Annotated in this window: 19 protein-coding genes; 5 read left to right on the top strand and 14 right to left on the bottom strand. The window is 36.7% G+C overall.

Going from position 1 to position 17,740, the window contains the following annotated elements; all coding sequences use genetic code 11:
- Positions 1 to 153 precede the first annotated feature (153 nt).
- The 3 genes from RICGR_RS00175 to htpG all read left to right on the top strand — a co-directional run bounded on the left by RICGR_RS00175 (position 154) and on the right by htpG (position 3,975).
- On the top strand, positions 154 to 1,365 hold the full coding sequence (locus tag RICGR_RS00175; protein ID WP_006035086.1) for an amino acid permease: 1,212 nt from the start codon (positions 154 to 156) through the stop codon (positions 1,363 to 1,365).
- 221 nt (positions 1,366 to 1,586) lie between these two features.
- Complete coding sequence (locus RICGR_RS07790; RefSeq protein WP_006035999.1) at positions 1,587 to 1,757, top strand: hypothetical protein; 171 nt, start codon at positions 1,587 to 1,589, stop codon at positions 1,755 to 1,757.
- 271 nt (positions 1,758 to 2,028) lie between these two features.
- Positions 2,029 to 3,975 carry a molecular chaperone HtpG gene (gene htpG, locus RICGR_RS00170; protein ID WP_006035238.1) on the top strand — a complete coding sequence of 649 codons (1,947 nt, stop codon included), beginning with the start codon at positions 2,029 to 2,031 and terminating at the stop codon, positions 3,973 to 3,975.
- Between the two features lie 67 nt (positions 3,976 to 4,042).
- Here the strand turns inward: htpG and manD are convergent, their stop codons facing one another.
- The 5 genes from manD to RICGR_RS00145 form a co-directional block, all read right to left on the bottom strand.
- Entirely contained in the window at positions 4,043 to 5,251 is a 1,209-nt protein-coding gene (gene manD, locus RICGR_RS00165) for a D-mannonate dehydratase ManD (protein ID WP_006035499.1), read from the bottom strand.
- 62 nt (positions 5,252 to 5,313) lie between these two features.
- The gene (locus RICGR_RS00160; RefSeq protein ID WP_006034652.1) at positions 5,314 to 6,102 is read right to left on the bottom strand and encodes an SDR family NAD(P)-dependent oxidoreductase; all 789 of its coding nucleotides are present in this window, start codon (positions 6,100 to 6,102) and stop codon (positions 5,314 to 5,316) included.
- A 25-nt stretch (positions 6,103 to 6,127) separates the two neighbouring features.
- Positions 6,128 to 7,549, bottom strand: coding sequence for a sugar porter family MFS transporter (locus RICGR_RS00155; RefSeq protein WP_006035617.1), 1,422 nt, complete (start codon positions 7,547 to 7,549; stop codon positions 6,128 to 6,130).
- A 102-nt stretch (positions 7,550 to 7,651) separates the two neighbouring features.
- The gene (locus RICGR_RS00150; RefSeq protein WP_006035865.1) at positions 7,652 to 8,515 is read right to left on the bottom strand and encodes an SMP-30/gluconolactonase/LRE family protein; all 864 of its coding nucleotides are present in this window, start codon (positions 8,513 to 8,515) and stop codon (positions 7,652 to 7,654) included.
- A 193-nt stretch (positions 8,516 to 8,708) separates the two neighbouring features.
- Entirely contained in the window at positions 8,709 to 9,644 is a 936-nt protein-coding gene (locus RICGR_RS00145; RefSeq protein ID WP_006035275.1) for a sugar kinase, read from the bottom strand.
- Positions 9,645 to 9,744: 100 nt separating this feature from the next.
- Between RICGR_RS00145 and eda the strand changes: the two genes are divergently transcribed.
- Positions 9,745 to 10,386: a bifunctional 4-hydroxy-2-oxoglutarate aldolase/2-dehydro-3-deoxy-phosphogluconate aldolase gene (gene eda / locus RICGR_RS00140; protein ID WP_006035729.1), complete on the top strand. Its 642-nt coding sequence runs from the start codon at positions 9,745 to 9,747 to the stop codon at positions 10,384 to 10,386.
- 243 nt (positions 10,387 to 10,629) lie between these two features.
- Positions 10,630 to 11,361: a CADD family putative folate metabolism protein gene (locus RICGR_RS00135; protein WP_006035132.1), complete on the top strand. Its 732-nt coding sequence runs from the start codon at positions 10,630 to 10,632 to the stop codon at positions 11,359 to 11,361.
- A 92-nt stretch (positions 11,362 to 11,453) separates the two neighbouring features.
- Here the strand turns inward: RICGR_RS00135 and murA are convergent, their stop codons facing one another.
- The 9 genes from murA to RICGR_RS00090 all read right to left on the bottom strand — a co-directional run bounded on the left by murA (position 11,454) and on the right by RICGR_RS00090 (position 17,737).
- Positions 11,454 to 12,716 carry a UDP-N-acetylglucosamine 1-carboxyvinyltransferase gene (murA, locus tag RICGR_RS00130; RefSeq protein ID WP_040615269.1) on the bottom strand — a complete coding sequence of 421 codons (1,263 nt, stop codon included), beginning with the start codon at positions 12,714 to 12,716 and terminating at the stop codon, positions 11,454 to 11,456.
- 136 nt (positions 12,717 to 12,852) lie between these two features.
- Entirely contained in the window at positions 12,853 to 13,161 is a 309-nt protein-coding gene (locus RICGR_RS07345; RefSeq protein ID WP_006034997.1) for an STAS domain-containing protein, read from the bottom strand.
- A 5-nt stretch (positions 13,162 to 13,166) separates the two neighbouring features.
- Positions 13,167 to 13,775, bottom strand: a complete 609-nt coding sequence (locus RICGR_RS00120; RefSeq protein WP_006035350.1) for an MlaC/ttg2D family ABC transporter substrate-binding protein — start codon at positions 13,773 to 13,775, stop codon at positions 13,167 to 13,169.
- The gene (mlaD, locus tag RICGR_RS00115; RefSeq protein WP_006034756.1) at positions 13,772 to 14,242 is read right to left on the bottom strand and encodes an outer membrane lipid asymmetry maintenance protein MlaD; all 471 of its coding nucleotides are present in this window, start codon (positions 14,240 to 14,242) and stop codon (positions 13,772 to 13,774) included. Before mlaD ends, RICGR_RS00120 begins: the two co-directional genes overlap by 4 nt.
- Positions 14,243 to 15,025, bottom strand: coding sequence for a lipid asymmetry maintenance ABC transporter permease subunit MlaE (gene mlaE / locus RICGR_RS00110; RefSeq protein WP_040615265.1), 783 nt, complete (start codon positions 15,023 to 15,025; stop codon positions 14,243 to 14,245).
- A 10-nt stretch (positions 15,026 to 15,035) separates the two neighbouring features.
- Positions 15,036 to 15,827, bottom strand: coding sequence for an ATP-binding cassette domain-containing protein (locus RICGR_RS00105; protein ID WP_006035765.1), 792 nt, complete (start codon positions 15,825 to 15,827; stop codon positions 15,036 to 15,038).
- Between the two features lies 1 nt (position 15,828).
- Entirely contained in the window at positions 15,829 to 16,506 is a 678-nt protein-coding gene (locus RICGR_RS00100) for a thiol:disulfide interchange protein DsbA/DsbL (RefSeq protein ID WP_006035097.1), read from the bottom strand.
- 292 nt (positions 16,507 to 16,798) lie between these two features.
- Entirely contained in the window at positions 16,799 to 16,957 is a 159-nt protein-coding gene (locus RICGR_RS07785; RefSeq protein WP_240992163.1) for a transposase, read from the bottom strand.
- Positions 16,958 to 17,200: 243 nt separating this feature from the next.
- Positions 17,201 to 17,737 (bottom strand): thioesterase domain-containing protein, encoded by a 537-nt coding sequence (locus tag RICGR_RS00090; RefSeq protein ID WP_081441646.1) that lies wholly within the window; start codon positions 17,735 to 17,737, stop codon positions 17,201 to 17,203.
- Positions 17,738 to 17,740: the final 3 nt, after the last annotated feature.

Raw genomic sequence — 17,740 nt, 5'->3', positions numbered from 1 at the left:
AATTTAAGCGATCATTCGCCACCCACGTATGGGGTTATAATTTTATCATCTGACTCTAAAGATAAATTTTTTACTTGTGTGATAAAAAGGTTTGTTGTACGTTAAACTTTAGATATTAAGACTAAATTCTCATTTGCAATTTTTTCGCCCTCTATGTTCAACAAAATAGACACTCAGCTTCTTGGAGGCATTTTACTGATTATAGGTACAGCAATAGGGGGTGGAATGTTAGCTTTACCTATTGCCACAGCCGAAGCAGGATTCATAAATTCTTTACTCCTTTTATTGCTATGCTGGTTTATTATGACCGCCAGCGCTTTTTTAATCCTTGAAGTTAATCTATGGCTTCCCGCAAATACAAATATTATTTCCATGTCACGGATACTATTAGGTCGCTTTGGGGAATCCGTCGCCTGGATCAGTTATCTTTTATTATTTTACTCTGTTCTTGCAGCTTATATGGCAGGTGGTGGAGATTTTCTCGGTGGTTTAATGCTTAATTTAGGTATTAAGGTACCTCATTGGTTGTCTATTCTGCTATTTGTAAGCATTTTAAGTTACGTCGTTTATAAGGGCATTCATTATGTAGACTACGTAAATCGCGGTTTAATGTTGAGTAAACTGAGCATTTATATTTTATTGATTCTATTTATTATTCCTTACGTTTCAGGCATTAAATTAAAAAATGGAAATCTACTCTACTTAACAAGTGGTGCAACGGTCATGATAACTTCATTCACTTTTGCAAATATAATACCTAGTCTTCGCGTTTATTTTAAAAATGACATTCCCAAATTACGAAAAGCTATTTTAATAGGTAGTTTAATCCCGCTCTTTTGTTATTTATTTTGGAATTTATGTATTATGGGCGTTATTGCTCGGGAAGGAAAGAATGGATTAATTCATATGTTACATTCAAAAAACTCAACCAGTGAGTTTGTTATGCAATTAAGTCATACCTTAAATAATCAGCTTATTACTTATATGGCACGAATTTTTACTTCTATTTGCCTAGCCACTTCATTTTTGGCAAGTGGTTTAAGTTTATCTGATTTTTTGGCGGATGGTCTGCGTCTCTCTAAACGGGGAAAAAGTGGAATTATTGTTTATCTCGCTACATTTTTGCCGCCTTTAACCATCGTCTTATTTTATCCAGGCGCTTTCATCGGTGCATTAAGTTATGCTGGAATTTACTGCGCAATACTTTTTATTTTGCTTCCTTCTTTAATGGTTTGGCATGGGCGTTATAGAAAAAACCCTTTAGCGAAAGGATTTAAAGTAAAAGGTGGAAAACCATTACTGTTAGGACTCGGTATTGCCGGTGTTTTATTTATTAGTAATGGCATTCAACTTGCATTAACCTAGGCGCTAAACTTACAACGCGTTCTGTAAATCGCTTATAGAGATTGAATTGCATCTTTCTTATCCAAGCACTTACAACCCTTTCCTCTTGACCCGCTACCGCTTTTCTCGCTAAAAGTCCACTATTAATAAGTAAATCAATTAATAGAAGTTAAATTTTAAAGCGTTTATTAAAAAATTTTATACGTTTATTAGAAATTTCAACAATTTAATGGGGGACTACTATGATAATAGATGGTGTATTAGTGGGTGTCGTTTTAGCAGGGTTGGAACTCGGTGTCGCTTGGATATTGGCTTGTGTCATTAATCACGAACCTTCATCTGAAAAAAAAGAGGAAAAAGAACCACCTCTACCCTTTTCAGCAAATTTTGCGAATTTCGCTGATTTAAAATAAAATAGAAGCACATCGCTCTGCTGACTCGATTTAGAAGATTTAGAATTTTAAAAATAGACGAACTAAACCTCTGAAGACTTATCAATGTTTTCAGAGGTTTTTTCGTAAAATGTTTTTATTTTCACTTTTTTTCATTTAAAAATTTTTTCAATAAACCTCATTTTCTATTTTATATTTTCTTGTTTTTTCGAATTTTCAACTTGAAATTGAGAAAATTGTCCTTATATTACGTCTACAAACTCGCTATTTAGTAAAATGAGGCATTGGATTTATGACAACCGTTTCTGAAAAAAAAACATTGCGCTTTAAAACAGAAAGTATGCAATTATTAAGTTTAATGATAGATAAAATTTATAAAAATAAAGAAATTTTTTTACGCGAGCTCATTTCAAACGCACATGATGCCATTGAAAAACTACGTTTTAAGGCTTTATCCAATCCTCAAATTTATGAAGAAGACCCTAACCCCCAAATTACTTTGATTACGGATAAAGAGAAACGGACCATTTCGCTCATCGATAATGGAGTAGGCATGACGTGGGATGAGGTTATTTCTAATCTGGGTACCATTGCTAAATCAGGCACTAAAGAATTTTTAGATTCTCTAACAGGGGACGCCCACCACGATACTCAGCTTATTGGCCAATTTGGTGTTGGATTTTATTCAGCATTTATGGTTGCGAATAAAGTTACTGTGAAAACTCGCGCCGCTGGAAAATTGCCTGAAGAGGGTGTTGCTTGGGAATATAATCGAGAATCTAATGATGGTTATACGATTGAAACAATAACTAAACCTCATCGAGGAACAGAGATCATCTTGCATCTAAAGAAAGAGAAAGATATCGACGAATTTTTAGAAGATTGGCGATTACAAGGCATTATTACTAAATATTCTGATCATATTAATTTCCCTATTAGTATGAAAAAAAATGCTAAAGAGAAAGAAGTTTCTGATCCAAAAGAAAATCAATCCGGTGAATCGGTTGAAAAAGAAACCCTTTGGGAAACCGTGAACACGGGAACTGCCCTCTGGACTTTACCGAAAGATAAAATTACTGATGAAGACTATAAGAAATTTTATACTTATCTCACGCAGAATCAAGAGGATCCTTTTAGCTGGATCCATAACAAAATAGAAGGGAATCAAGAATATACGACTTTACTTTATTTACCGCTTCAAGCTGATCCTTTTGACTTTTGGACACAAGAAAAACCACGCGGGTTAAAACTTTATATTAAGCGTGTATTTATTATGGATGACGCAGAACAATTTTTACCGCGTTATTTGCGCTTCGTAAAAGGAATTGTTGATAGCAATGATCTCCCGTTAAATATTTCTCGAGAAGTTTTGCAAAATAATAAGCAGGTAGACAATATTCGTTCAGCGATCACCAAGCGCATAATAGAAACACTGAATCATCTTTCTAAAGAACAAACTGAAAAATATTTACAATTTTGGAAAGCGTTCGGCAATATTTTAAAAGAAGGTTTTTCTGAGGATTTTATAAATCGTGATTCATTGGCTAAACTTTTAAGATTTAGTTCAACGCATCTCAATAAAAGTGAGCAAACCATTAGTTTAGAAGACTATGTGGCACGAATGAAACCACAGCAAGACAAAATTTACTACATCACTGCAGAAAATTTCGCAGCGGCAAGCCATAGTCCTAATTTAGAAATTTTTCGTAAAAAAGAAATTGAGGTATTGCTGCTTCATGATCGTATTGATGAATGGTTAGTTGCTCATTTAACTGAATTTAAAGGTAAACAATTACAATCGGTTTCAAAAGATTCCGATATTTCAGGGATCACTGAAGAAAAAAATGAAGAGCGGAAAAAGCAATGTGAAGAAGAATTTGGATCCTTATTAAAACATATTCATGAAATACTGAAGGATAAAGTTAAAGAAGTTCGTATTTCACAACGCTTGACCGATTCTCCTGCATGTATAGTAAAAGAACAAAATGCATTAAATAGTCAAATGAGACGTATGTTAGAAGCGACGGGTCAAAAAATTCCAGAAAGTAAACCCATTTTTGAGCTTAATATTCAGCATCAATTTATACAAGATTTGAAAGATGAACAAGATGATGCTCGTTTAGCAGAATGGTCTCATTTACTTTTAAACCAGGCCATACTTGCTGAGGGTGAACCATTGGATGATCCTGCCGGATTCGTAAAAACATTAAATAATATATTAATGATAAATAAACAATAATATTATTTTTGTTTTACTAACCACTATAAGCCTCTTTAAAGAGGCTTATTTTCAAACTAACACGGATTTACCAATTAAATAACGTTCCATCTATTTTTCGATTAATGGGCAGATAGGCGCGTTCATAAGGGTATTTTTTTGCCAATTTTTCATTAAAATCTACACCTAAACCCGGTTGTTCACCAGGATATAAATAACCTCTATCAAAGTGATAATGATGGGGAAATACCTCGTTGGTCTTCTCGGTGTGACGCATATATTCCTGTATACCAAAATTATTAATTGAAATATCAAAATGTAGCGCGGCCGCCATTGTAATCGGTGAAACGTCTGTTGGACCATGACATCCTGTTTTTATATGGTAAATTTCTGCCATTGCTGCTATTTTTTTTAAATGTGATATTCCACCCCCATGAACAACAGACATACGAATATAATCAATAAGTTGTTCGGTAAATAATAGATGCGTATCCCATATTGTGTTAAATACTTCGCCTACCGCAAGTGGTGTTGTTGTATGCTGACGTATAATTCGAAAACCTTCCTGTAACTCTGCAGGCACAGTGTCCTCCAACCAAAAAAGATGGTAGGGCTCTAATTCTTTTCCTAGACGGGCCGCTTCAATAGGGGTTAAACGATGATGGACATCATGAAGGAAATGGATATCATTACCATAGGTCTTACGCAACGCTTTAAATAATTTAGGCACATAATTGAGATATTTTTCGGTGGACCATATATATTCTTGTGGTAATCCTTTCGTTGCAGGTTCATAATACATTTTATCTTTAGATACCCCATAACTATTCGGTAAGCCAGGCACTCCGGTTTGGGCCCGTATGGCTAAGTACCCCATATCGATATAATTTCCAACTTGAGAAAGTGTATCTGTAATATTTTTCCCATTCGCATGTCCATACACCATCACTCCTTGACGACTTTTTCCACCTAACAAATTATAAAGTGGTGTATTTAATGATTTTCCTTTGATATCCCATAGCGCCATGTCGATAGCCGCAATAGCAGCCATTGTTACAGGTCCACGGCGCCAATAAGCACCGCGGTAAAAAAACTGCCAAATATCTTCAATTTGCGCGGGATCTCGACCTATTAAGCACGGAATAAGATCGTCTAAATACGCTTTAACCGCTAACTCACGCCCATTTAAGGTGGCATCACCAAGACCATATAATCCTTCTTCATTGGTAACCAATTTTAACGTCACGAAGTTACGATCAGGGCACGTCATAAACACTTGAGCATCTTGAATCTTCATAATGAAACCTCGAAGAAAATCGCATTTTATATTTTTGAAATAGATCCAATTTTTTTCTTAACTTATTGTATTATCAACTCATTTAAACGATTGCGTCCAATAATGGGATATTGTTCAACTTCATAGACCGCACCGCTCACGGGCGCGGACTGATCGGCAAGCCAAAATACAATGTGGGACGCTACATTATGAGGTGATAATAAACGGCCACTCGGCGCATACATTTTTGGAATCTTTTCCTGCCAGTTTTCAGGTAAGCCTTCTTTTCGTTTTAAACAAACCTCCTGATCAGTCGGTGTCCATCCCACATTTAATTGGTTCACTCGAATAAATTCAGGCCCTAAACTATCCGCTAAATTACGGGTCATTGTCATGAGGGCACCTTTAGAAGCAGAATAAATCAAAAGATCAGGCTGACCGGTATAAGCGTTAATAGAGCCTATATTCACTATCGTTCCCCCTTTTTTCTGACGACGGAAAACGTCTACAGCCGCTTTGCATAAAAATAAAGGCGCATAGAAATTGACTCGCATTATTTGCTCACACATTTTTAAACAAACGGTGTCAATATTATTTCGTGGATAAATACCGGCATTATTGACGAGACCATCTAAACGACCAAATTTTTTTACCGTTTCTTTGACTAAATAAGAATAAGCATGCTCCTCCATTAAATCAGCTAACAAAAACCTGCTTGATTCTCCCAGTTCGTGAACTAATTTTTTAGCACAATTTTCCTTACGACCATGGATCATAACTTTAGCGCCTTCAGCAACACACCGTCGTGCCGCCTCAGCACCAATTCCGTTCGTCGATCCAGTCATTAAAATAACTTTATTTTTCAACATCATTTAAAATCTCTCATATTTTTCTGATTTAGAAAAAAGCAACGGTTTTTTTTAGTTTTTCAAATAAAGAAGAAAGGCGTAGCGCTGCACCTAATTCACGACTAGGACGTCCTAAACGTAAATTATTTTCAATTTGTTCTAAAGAACAATTTTTTGTTTCTGGAACAATAAAATAAACAAAAATCCAGCCTAATATACATAAAAATGAATAGAGCCAAAACGTGTAACTCGTCCCTATCCATTCGATCAACGTCAAAAACGTTAACGATACTAACAGGTTAAAACCCCAGCTCATCGAAATCGCTAAACTCGCTCCCACTCCACGAATATTTAATGGAAAAATTTCCGAAATAATTAACCACATTATAGGGCCTAAGCTCATTGCAAAACTAGCAATGTAAAGAATCATGCTGGCTACAGCAACCCAACGTAGTTGGGTAAATCCAGGGAGATAAAAAGCTAATCCTAAACTCACTAAACTTATAAACATCCCTAAAAGGCCATACAATAACAAAGGACGACGCCCCCATCTATCAATCAGCGGTAATGCGACAAGCGTAAATAATACATTAATTATTCCAATACCGAGTGTTGCTAAAATAGCGTTGCTCGCGTATTTAAAACCTGCTAGTTGTAAAATAGTTGGCGCATAATACACAATGGCATTAATTCCCGTAACTTGTTGAAAAAAACTTAAGCCTAAACTAATAAAGAGAATAGGTCGTAACCATTTTGCCAATAATTGACGATGTGTCCCTTTTTCAATGGCCACTGTTTGACAGATTTCGTCAAATTCTTTAGTAATGTTTTCATTATGCCGTAAATATTGTAAAACTGTACGTGCTTTTTGATTCCAACCCTTTAAAATCATCCATCGTGGACTTTCAGGCAAATACAGCGTCCCTAAAAATAAAATAATCGCGGGAATAACTCCTAAACCAAACATCCAAGGCCATCCACCTGAAACAGAAAAATAATAATTAATCATATAAGAAAAAACGATACCGATAGTAATGGCTAACTGATTTAAAGAAACCAACAACCCCCGAATACGTTTTGGGGCAATCTCCGCTAAATAAAGAGGGGCCGTAAAAGAACCGATACCGATAGCAAGTCCCAATACTATTCTGCCTATCATTAAAAAAGTTAAATTAGGTGAAAACGCTGTAATTAAAGATCCTAAGATAAACGTCATTGAAGTAAATAGAAGTATTTTACGTCGACCAAATAAATCACTGACTCGACCACTGACGCCCGAACCGATTAAAGCACCCAACAAAACAGCACTAACAACGCACTCAATTTGAAAATTCGTTAAAAAAAAATCTTTTTTAATAAATAAAATAGCGCCCGAAATAATTCCTGTATCATAGCCAAATAACAATCCTGCTAAAGCGGCAAATCCAGAAATTGTATAAACCAACCCATTAGGATTTGATATTTTTATCATAAATAATCTCTTTTTTAAGTCTATTCATACTTTTGCTAATAAAAATTACTGATAAAAATGAAAATTTTTTATGACAGCATTTTTATAAGAATCCAATCTCATTTAAGCGCAGTAACCAGGTTCGGGTAAGCCTTTTATGCCGGTTTCTATCGAAAAAATCATTCCTGATTGCGGCGCATCAGCCAGTTGAGATGCACTTAAACCAATCGAAGCCGATGTCACATACAAAGTTGTTAAATCAGGGCCCCCGAAACAACAGCTCGTGGGTCTAGGGATCGGCATAGGGATAATACTGTCTATTTCACCCGTTGAGGTATAACGCGTGATTTGCCAACCATCCCAATGACAGCTCCAAAGATAACCTTGACTATCAACGGTAAGTCCATCCGGGAAACCCTCTTCTTGTGGGATCTGCGCAAATACCTGCATTTGGCCTAAACTTCCACGTCGCTTATCAAACTCATATTGATAAATTTGGCGAGAAGGCGAATCACAAATATACATCACACTATTGTCCAAATTCCACGCAATGCCATTACTCACCGTAAATCCTTTCAGCATCTCTACTACATTCCCTTTATTCAGACAATACAACGCACCAATCGGTTCTTGTTCTTTAACATCTTTCGTACCTGCCCAAAACCGTCCTTGTCTATCACATTTGCCATCATTGAACATCACCTTTTTCATCTTATGCAAAGGTAAAGCAATCGTTTGAGTTGATCCCGTGTTTGTATCAATCGTTGCAAAACGATCCCTCAATGCGGCTATTAAACCACCTTGCGCGGACCATGCAATTGAACCTATTTCGCTGGGCATTATAAACTTATTGATACTGTTATCCGCATTTAATCGATACAACGTCGCAGCAACGATATCTACCCAATATAAACATTTTTCCACGGGATGCCAGAGAGGACCTTCACCTAATGTCATCGTGTGTTGACAAACGATGTTAACCTTCATAAATTTCACCCTCTTCATCGATAGATCGTTTCGTGTTTATATTTTTCCGATCGTTATCCATAACCATCTAATCATCCAAAAAAATTTATAAATTATGATTCAATAGTCCATTTCCTACATTTTAATAACCGTGATTATCAAATCTACGGACGTCATTTCGATGAGCAATACAATAATTTACTTCCTGCATCACTCAAAATAAAGAAGGCATTAAACTTTGAGGAATAATCGCGCCAGGATGTGTTATAACCCGCGCCGCTAATTGATGACCATATAAACTCGCATGGATGGGATCAAACCCTAAAAAACGTGATGCTAAATAAGCACTATTAAAAGAATCTCCTGCGGCTGTCGTATCGACGATTCGACTCACTGGACACGCGGGAACACGTTGTTGCCCCTCTGTCGTTGCAACTAAAGCAGGATCAGAACCACATTTAATCACTATTTCAGTGATCCCATATTTCAACAATCGTTGAACACATGCTTCGGGATTTGTATCACCAAAGATTAATTGTTCATCTATAAACGTTGTTAAAGCAATATCAACAAATTTTAAAAAATCTTGAGTCACTTTTTTCGCAGACTCAGGATTCGTCCATAATGAAGGTCTATAGTTACTATCGAAAATAATTGTCGCCCCTCTTTGTTTTGCTTTTTCGACAATACAAAGTAAATATTTTCTGCTCATTTCATCGAGTATAGCCAAACTAATTCCTGAAAAATATAAATAATCCATTTCTATCAATTGCCGAGATAAATCATTTCGATTGTTTCCTTTAAATAAATCCCGTGCAGCTGAATTTGATCGGTAAAAATAAAATGTTCTTTCGCCATTATTATCAGTCCGAATTAAATAAAGTCCAGGCAATTTATTCTCTATACGACAAATTAAATTCGTTTGAAGACCTTTTTTTTTCCAATCCAATAACATCGCTTCACTATAGAAATCTTGACCTAAAGCGGTTATGTAGTGCACTTTATAGGCTTGATTTTGTAATAATCGACATAAATAAATTGAAAAGTTTAACGTATCTCCCGCATACGAAAGTGATAATAACGTAGGTGTTTGGTGCGATAATTCCAACATGGCCTCACCAATTGCGCCAATATGTTTCATTTTAGACATAAACAAACGTATTCAGATTAAATTTTTCAGTTCGATCTTTATCCATATTTGATTCGCATAAAAGACGAAGGTATTATGCATATCATTTTATAGGTTTTTGATGTTTACATTAATTGATATTCTAAACCAGAATCGCATTATACCGGTTATTGTAATGGATAACATAGAACATGCAATTCCTTTAGCGGAAACTTTGCTGGAATCTGGATTTAACGTTTTAGAAATTACCTTACGCACTGCTTGCGCTTTAGCAGCTATCGAGAAAATAAATACGCAGTTTCCAGAAGCTATCGTCGGAGCGGGTACGATCATTGAGACCAAACAATTTTCTCAGATAAAATCGGTTGGAGCAAAATTCGCAGTAAGCCCAGGTTTAAGCAAACCATTGGTTCTTGAAGCCGAAAAACAAAACATACCTTATATGCCCGGCATTGTGACGTTAAGCGAAGCCATGTTGGCCTATCAACTCAAATTAAATTATCTTAAATTTTATCCTGCAGAAAGTATGGGCGGTATCAAAACCTTACGCGCCATTACAGAAATTTTACCTTTGCATTTTTGCCCTACCGGTGGTTTAAATGCAAACAATTTTATTCATTATTTGACTCTACCCGCTGTGCGCTGCGTGGCGGGCACCTGGATAGCGCCTCGTAAACTGATTGCAAAGAGCTTGTTCGATGAAATAGCGATAAACGCCCATCAAACACAAAAAATATTAAGAAAACTCGTTTTTAACCCATAAAAGTGGAATCGCAGACGTTAAACTAAATTATTCATCAATGAACGGCTTACATGATGTAAATTTTATAATCAAATCTTTATGCTCTTTTTTAAAATTTGCGTTTTTGAATATTCCAGCTATTTAATAAAGGCTTCAAGCATTTAGGCTTAAAAAAACGGTAATATTAAGACATAAACTTGGTTTTAGTTCTGAGATTAAATTCGGTATAATAGCGTACTCTGAACCAAATAAGGAGAAAGGCATATGACGATGCAAACCGTGGACACTACATTTAATGATATTTTACAAAATAATTATATGCAGCAACTGGATAGACAGCTTAACGAAAACCACTTATTGAAACATCCATTCTATCAAGCCTGGTCTGCTGGTAAATTATCGCTAAATAATCTTTGTGATTATGCGTGTCAATATTATCACCATGTGAATGTTTTTCCTCGGTATATTAGTGCCACACATAGTCATTGTCAGGACCCTACGGCACGAAAAGTATTATTAGATAATTTAAATGACGAAGAAGGAATGAATGGTCTTGATAGTCACCCCGTTTTATGGCTACAATTTACTCAAGGCCTGGGGCTAGCCGATGAGACAGTGACGGGTAGTGCGCTTTTCCCAGAAACGAAACAATTTATCGATGAATTTATGGCGCTATCGCGCTCATCTTATGCAGAAGGTTTAGGTGCTTTATACGCCTATGAGCGACAAATCCCACAAACAGCTGCCAGTAAAATTACTGGGTTAAAACAGTTTTACAACATTTCCGATGAAACGACGCTGAAATTTTTTTTAGTTCACCGTGAAGCGGATGTAGAACATTCCGAAGCAACGAAAACTTTAATAAAAAAATTATCTACAAAAGAAAAAATAATTGCAGAAAAAGCTGCAAAAAAAATAGCTCAATCTATTTGGAATATGTTAAGCGGCATCCAATCACGAACAATGACGACCCTGTGTGAAGCGACCATTGTTTGATAGCGCATTTTATTGAAATTTAATTAGAAAGTTTATTGGTTTTATAGTTGCATTATATATTTAGCTGATAAACTTCTCTAATTGATAGTCGTTTAATGCGATATTCGGCAGATTCTTCCGCCTAATTGCGATAGTTTTTCTTCAATGCACTCATAACCTCTGTCGATGTGATAAATTCTGTTGACCGTTGTTTCACCTTGAGCCGTTAAACCTGCCAAAACTAAACTTGCCGAAGCCCGTAAATCGGTAGCCATTACTTCTGCTCCCATTAACTTATCAACTCCTTTACAAATGGCAATATTACCTTTCAAAGTAATATCAGCCCCCATACGACGCATCTCTTGAACGTGCATGAAACGGTTCTCAAAAACCGTTTCTGTGATCATTCCAGTGCCCTCAGCAATAATATTCAGTGCCATAATTTGTGCTTGTGCATCTGTTGGGAAAGCAGGATAGGGTGCTGTACTCACATTAACCGCTTTTGGACGTTTATTGCGCATATCAAGTTCAATCCAATGATCACCTATCGCAATTTCTGCACCCGCTTGACGTAACGTGTCGATAACAGCTTCTAACGTGTTGGCTTGAATATCTTTCAATCGAATAAACCCTTGGGTACACGCAACAGCAATTAAATAGGTTGCCGCTTCAATCCGATCCGGTAAAATTCGATAATAACCACCGGTGAGTTGTTCAACACCTTCAATAGAAATGGTATCTGTTCCTGCATTGCTAATATTTGCACCAATACTATTTAAAAAATTTGCTAAATCCACCACTTCCGGTTCACGTGCAGCATTTTTTATAATTGTTTTACCTTTGGCAAGTATTGCCGCCATCATTAAATTTTCAGTTCCAGTCACGGTAATAGTATCTAATTCGATAAACGCCCCTTGTAAACGTCCTTTCGTTTTGGCCTTGATATAACCATTTTTTATATCAATTTTAGCGCCCATCGCTTCAAGCCCTTGTATATGCAAGTTAACTGGGCGCGTGCCAATCGCGCAACCACCAGGAAGAGAAACAATAGCTTCGCCACATCGAGCCAGTAAAGCGCCTAATACTAAGATAGAAGCACGCATTTTACGTACTAATGAATAAGGAGCATAGGAGTCCGTTAAATCACGAGCGCGCACCTCTAAACTCATCCGTTCACCAATGGTAAATTGCGCACCCATGCCACTTAAAAGTTCTACCATTGTAGTCACATCTTGCAAATGGGGGACATTAAATAAGGTAATCGGTTCTTCGGATAACAAACACGCTGCTAAAATGGGCAACGTTGCATTTTTCGCACCAGAAATTCGAACTTCACCTTGTAATGGGACGCCACCCTTAATAATTAGTTTATCCACCATTTATCTCTCTACTCTATTTTTATATCTCACAATGCCTGCTTCCCGAATATATACTTTTTAATAACAAAAACCCCAAATGAAATCAGCATTATTGCAGCTCATTAAGACTGAGATTATTGAGCACTGCCTTACATCATGTGCTTTTTATCGGTAATATTTTTTCTAAGTCAGATACGCGGATAATAGCAAGCATTTGTTCAGGTAAAGCCACAAAGTGAACTTTTTGATCACGCTGACTTAACATTCGTGTCCATGCAATCAATAACGCCACCCCACTACTATCACTTTGGGTAACTTTCTCTAAGTTAAAAATAAGTAACGACGATTTGTCGTTTTCTAAGAGACTTTTGCTGAACTGCCATAGATGAGGAACGGTATGAATCGTTAAAGCGCCTATTAATGCGTAATAATCTTTTTTAAACTGAAAAAAAGAAGTTTTCATTAAAATTAATAATTTTGGCTATTATGTTGAGTCAGTTTATTAATAAGTCCTTCGATACCACTTTGTTGCAGCTCTCCAACAAATTGTGAACGAAAGCTTTCAATTATACTGATACCATCAACACTAAAATCATAAAGCATCCATTGTCCACCTTCTCGCATTAAACGATAACTGAGGTTAATAGGCGGCCCTGATTCACGAACAATCGCGCTATTAACCTGTACGCGAGATTGATTATTGTAATCCCCTCTTATTGGAAAAAAATTAACTTTTTCATTCGTATACTGCGCTAATGCGCTTGAATACGTACGGATAAGCAATGTAACAAATTGTTGAGCAAACACTTGCCTTTGATAAGGTGTCGCTTGAAACCACGCTTCACGTCCTAACGCTCTGCTCGACATACTCATGATATCCACATGGGGTAACAAAATTTGGTTCACTATTCCGTAAACAACCTGGGGCTTCGTTTTCAGTGTCGCTCGATTCCGTTGTAACGATGAAATTAATTGGTTAGACGTATTTTGCAACAAATCGACGGGTGAAGAAATAGCCCATGCGATTGGGTCGACAAGCATTAATAATCCAAAAACTATACTTATTATCTTTTTCATTTTTTTCCTCCCGAATTTTTTAAACTAAATAGGAATTGACCAATCAGATCCTCTAAAATTAATGCGGGATGTGTATCTTGAATAATATCGTTATTATTTAGAAATTTATGTGCAAACCCCGGTGTTAGATTAATATAATTTGCACCTAATAATCCTTGAGTTAAAATACTTGCTGAGGTATCAATGGGTAATTGTTTATACCTGGAATCGATTCTCATGGTTACAATTGCTTTAAATTTGAGATCATCCAGTTTTATTGCGCTGACTTCTCCCACATGAACACCCGCTAAAGAGACTGGCGAACGCATTTTTAATCCCCCTATGTTATCAAAAGCAGCTGTTACATTATAACCACCTCTACCAATTGTGCTACTTAATCCACTGACCTTAAATGCTAAAAATAATAAAGCAAGTACGCCAAACAACATAAAGAAACCAACCCAAATTTCGATTACTCTCTCACGCACTTACCAGCCTCCCATCATGACAGCAGTTAATACAAAATCCAAACCGAGTATAGCCAGAGAAGAATAAACAACGGTATGCGTTGTTGCGCGTCCAACACCCTGTGGCGTAGGTATCGTATCATATCCCTGAAATACGGCTATCCAGGTCACTACACCACCAAAAACAATACTTTTTATAATCCCATTGATTATATCGTCATGGAAATTAACCGCCGATTGCATCGCACTCCAAAAGGTCCCCCCGTCAACACCCAACCAAACAACACCGACTAAATACCCCCCCCAAATAGCAACCGTACTAAAAATAATCATCAGAAATGGCATGCTTATAAAGCCACCCCAAAAACGGGGAGAAATAACACGCCACAGTGGATCGATACCCATCATTTCCATACTTGCAAGCTGTTCGGTTGACTTCATTAAACCAATTTCTGCAGTCAACGCTGAACCCGCACGGCCTGCAAATAATAATGCCGTAATAACAGGTCCTAATTCTCGCACCACGCTTAAGGCAACTAATTGGCCTAATTGTTGGCTGGCGCCAAACTTATTTAAGGTATTATAACCTTGTAATCCAACGACCATGCCAATAAATAACCCCGATATGACCATGATGATTAACGACAATACACCTATAAAATATAATTGTTCTATGAGCAAAGGAAAGCTTTTTCTAAAACGTGGCTTACGAATCAACAATTGAGTTAAAAAAAGGGTTGCGCGGCCAAAATTTACCAGTAGTCGTAAGCCACGCTGACCCAATTGCTGTAACTTCTCAAGTATCAACATAGCGCTAATGCAACAAATCTTGGGCATAATCGAGCGCAGCGTAATGAAAGGGAACTACGCCATCCGGTAAACCCTTTAAAAATTGTTGAACCTCTGGATCTTTATCGCTGTGTATCTTTTCAGGGGGACCATAACCAATTATTTTCCCATTCGCTATCACATAAATATAATCTGCAATATTAAATGTCTCTTTTACATCATGGGATACTAAAATGGTTGTAATACCTAACGCTGTATTGAGATTTGAAATGAGCTTAACAATCACACCTCGAGCAATCGGATCAAGACCTGTAAAAGGCTCATCATACATAATAAGTTCCGGATCGAGTGCAATTGCCCGTGCTAAAGCAACGCGCCGCGCCATACCTCCTGAAAGTTGACTGGACATAAGATCCTTAGCACCACGTAAACCGACGGATTGCAGTTTCATCAGTACAATATCATGGATCATAAAATCAGGCAGATGAGTATGCTCTTTTAATGGAAAAGCAACATTTTCCTGAACAGTAAGATTGGTAAATAACGCGCCGCTCTGGAACAAAATACCCATTTTACGACGCAAAGCATATAATTCTGTACGCGATAGTTGATGAACCCATTTCCCATCAACAATAATATTGCCTCGTTGAGGTTTTAACTGCCCGCCTATTAATCGTAATAATGTTGTCTTTCCACAACCACTGGGTCCCATAATTGCGGTTATTTTCCCTCGGGGAATACTCAATTCAATATCAGAAAAAATAACACGCTCATTCCGTTTAAAAAATAAACCCTGAATCGTTACGAAATCACTCAAGTTATTCGTCCCCTTTCCTCACTTTTTCTATCAAATAATCAGTAACCTGAAGAAAACGGGTAGGATTTCCGCCAACCATACTCGGATCAACTTTATACCGATTATCAATCACTAATGTCGGTGCTGCAAGAATTTTATTTTTTTGCATCAACGTATCACTTCTCAATAGCTGTGCATCAATACCTGGAGAAAAACTAGCTATACTTTCAAATGTATGTTGTTTAATCCCTTGTTTTATAAAAAACGCTTCTTGAAGTTTAGGGTTCGATAAATCTTGCCCTTCGACATGAATAGCTTTAAATAGTGCAGGCGTCAATTTTTTTTCGACGCCTAACATTTTTGCAATATAATAAGCGCGCGCTAAACTACGCCACATGGGTTGAAATACTATCGGTATACGTTCAAATTTTACATACTTTGGTTTGTTTGCAAGCCACTTCTCTAATATTGGCTCAAAATGGTAACAGGCGGAACAGGCGTAACTAAAATATTCAACGACTTGAACCTGGGCTTTGGGAGTAAATTTAGGCACAATTTCTGAGGTAGAAATAACTTCATAATCCTTACCCGCTTTAAAATTTAATGACGAAGTCGGCTTAGAATTATTACTCATTTTTCCACAAGCACTCAAACTGATTAATAAAGCTAAAAACAGGCTATGTAAACCTAATCTACGCATACAGCCCCTCTTACAATAAAAGTACAAAAAAGCAAACCTTATTCAAAACCATTATTTTAGTTTACCTCGGTAAAGAACTTTTCAATAGAAGCCGAGAACCCAGGTTATTACAGTAGATAAACTATTTTAATACGTTTTGTAGAAAATTAGCGCCAAAATGACAAAGCATAACACAGCTTATCAAAAAACGTTAAGAAGAGAATATTATCGGCTTAAAAAAAGCTATTGGGGTGGCTAAACCGATTTTCTGATGAAAGCTCATGTTATACGCGATATGAACTCAGAATAAAAATCATTTAGCTTTTGTCCAACGTTCATGGTCTAAACTGAATGAAGCATACATCCTTTTTAATTGAAGATTTTCATCTTCCAGCTGTTTTAAGCGCTTAAGTTCCGTAACGCTCATACCCGCATAGTTTGCTCTCCAAGCAAAGTACGTGCTTTGGCCCATTCCCTATTTTTGGCATAAATCTGCTATTGGAACACCCGCTTCTCCTTCCTTTAATAGTGTTACTATTTGGGTTTCGGTAAATTTTTTCTTCTTCATTTAGAATCTCCGTCTGGTTAATTAATTTAACAGAAACTCTATTTAGCTCTTGCGGTATTTAGGGGAGACTTACCATTACTCATCACTGTGAAAATTAATGAATTTATTTGGTTTCTTAGGAGCTTTGTTTCTCGATTTTGTATTTTACTAAAAATCAATTTCGGCAAGCGCTTGTTTGAAGGCTTTAGCTAAGGATTTATGGTGTGGTGGAAAATGCATTGTAAAATGATCACCTGATACAAGATATACCGTTGGGACAGATTTACAATGGTAATCCCAATTATTATAAACAGATTCCAGAGGTTTTATTACTCCCATCGTTTGCTTTGCTTTAAATAACGTTAATTTAATATCTGATATATTAGGTAAAATATGCTTCACTAGCAGTTGTTGTCTATGCCAATGTAAATCTAAAAGTAATTCTGGTAAATCTTCACGAGAAAACTGCTTATCGAGGCTTTTAAGCTGATTTATTAAGTTTTGACTAAACCATTCGCGATTGTCATTAGCTTCTTTAGGATATTTAGCCCAACCATCAATAAGACCAACAAAAGCAAGTTTTTCATCTTGGTTGGCTAATTGCCTGGCCATTTCTACCACTGCATTAGCACCGAAAGACGAACCGGCAATAAGGTAAGGGCCTTTGCTGAAATAATATCGGGGCTTTGAAAAGTAAGCTTTTATGTG

Origin of the sequence: Rickettsiella grylli, from assembly GCF_000168295.1 — a bacterium.
Taxonomy (GTDB): Bacteria; Pseudomonadota; Gammaproteobacteria; order Diplorickettsiales; family Diplorickettsiaceae; genus Aquirickettsiella; species Aquirickettsiella grylli.
The sequence above is the reverse complement of the archived record's forward strand: the minus strand, read 5'-3'. Positions and strand labels throughout refer to the sequence as shown.